General features: G+C 38.5%; 1 protein-coding gene and 1 pseudogene. Both read right to left on the bottom strand.

The annotated features are described in order from the left end of the window. A pseudogene (locus A3761_RS22980) lies at nucleotides 1-1,297 on the bottom strand (hypothetical protein); the annotation flags it as partial. Beyond that, nucleotides 1,278-1,855, bottom strand: a 578-nt coding sequence (dptG, locus tag A3761_RS22985) for a DNA phosphorothioation-dependent restriction protein DptG (protein ID WP_156492052.1), incomplete at its 5' end; no start/stop codon positions are given. The gene dptG and the pseudogene A3761_RS22980, both read right to left, overlap by 20 nt.

Consider the following 1,855-nt stretch of genomic DNA (forward strand, 5'->3'; position numbering starts at 1 on the left):
TATCTAGCTCAGTATCTTGCGTTTGAAGTGTTACAAGCTGCTTTTGAGGGTTCACCACGAAACTATTTTCAATCGCCTCTGTATTAAATTGGCCAGATTTAACGACTAAACACTTAAATTTAAACTTCTCTGAGGTTTTTTTCCTATCAAGACTAATCATAAAGAATCGCGGCATCTCACGAACCTTCCCTGTGACAACCAGGGAAGTATTTACTGAGCCGCCTGTGAGTACTACATTGTTGGCATAACTTATTTCTTTACATTTATCCGTTACTCTAATTTCACTCTTTGTAACTTTGCCACCGACAAACTCTATAGTTAAATCAAAGTCATCTCTGTTCTCATCTACAACTAGTAACATGTGACGTTCTTTTTGAACTGACTTACTTTCTCCTTTAGTACGAACTATAAGCCTAGATGTCGCTGAGCTTTCAGAGCTAATCTCTAGGTTTTGTTCTCGATTGTTATCTTGCTCCTTCCTGAATTCATCATAAGTCGTCAACTTCCATGCGTCAGGATCTTCCTGCCTAAAGTTCTTCTTTATGAAAGCCTCTCCGAGGTCAGGTAGATTATCTTCTAACTGATCAGGGTAATGTTCTAATACATCCTGAATTTGATCGTAAAGCTCTCTATTCTTATCAAGTCGTTTACGCACCTGCTCTTCCTGTCCGCTCATGGCAAGAATCGCTGGGTCATTTAGCAAACCGATTTCGTTAAACCTTATGTTTCCGTCTGAGATGGCTGTGTATAGTGAGGAGAAGCCAAACATGCTTCCTTTATCTTCGAGAATTAAATCAAACTGATAATCTAATAAGATTTTTGAAACTTCTTTACCTTCTGGAGCATCTTTTTCATCAATTAACTCTGAGAGAGAAGCCTTGATAAAAGCAGGATCAAAAACGGAATCTTCTGCGGTCAGATCCTGAGCACTGTTAACTAGTGTGTCGAGTAAACTGTTATGGATAATAAACAATGCACTATTGAGAAATTCACCATTCTGATCAGATACCTTATCCCTTAAAAAAGAAATAAAATTTTCGGTGTATCCAATGCCTTCTCCCTCATTCTGAATAACAGGAATCAATTTCACATTTCCACAGGTAAGATAAGCTAAGCTGTGGCCTTCGACATTTATAACGCCTTTCGCAAATGAAGGATTAACAAACGCATGATATAACTGAGTACTGTTATCTATATTCGGAGACTGAAACTGATAACGGAAACCCGCAACAATATTATGTTCTGCCCAATCCAAGAAATGGGATGCAATAAATTCCTCAAACTGTTTTACGTACATATACTGCATCTCCACTATCGCTCATTCGTTCAACATTTCCTACACGCTCATAAAACTGGATCAGTGACTGTTGAGTTTGTTTATCAAAGTAAATACCACGCGCTTCAAACTCTTGTAAGAGCTCATGAAATCTTAACTTGTCATTTTCTCCGACCGCCAAGTTAGTAACCAACTCCAAGTAATCTTGATTCATAACCAATACTTTACCTACCTGGCCACGATTTTTTACGAAAGTACTACAAAGCTCTATTTCAGTTGCTTTAATAAACTTACCTTGTGCAGCAGCTCTGGATTCACCTTTATCAAACTGGCGAAGCGCTAGCTCCAACAGAATTTTTAACCAATGGAGGGGGTCAGGATTAGACATTTCATATGGAAACTCATAATCAGGGTCTTTACTTCTATCGCACGCAAAAGCCTTTGCGTACGCTGCCAAAGCAGGGCTATCTTCTTCTGATAACTTAGATGCAAACTCCCATAAAGGCAGTCTATGCTCATTGGCATCAATATTCGGGTCTTGTAATCCTTCTGACATAGTTAAATATGGAAATAAGTTTT

This window comes from Oleiphilus sp. HI0123 (genome assembly GCF_001635315.1).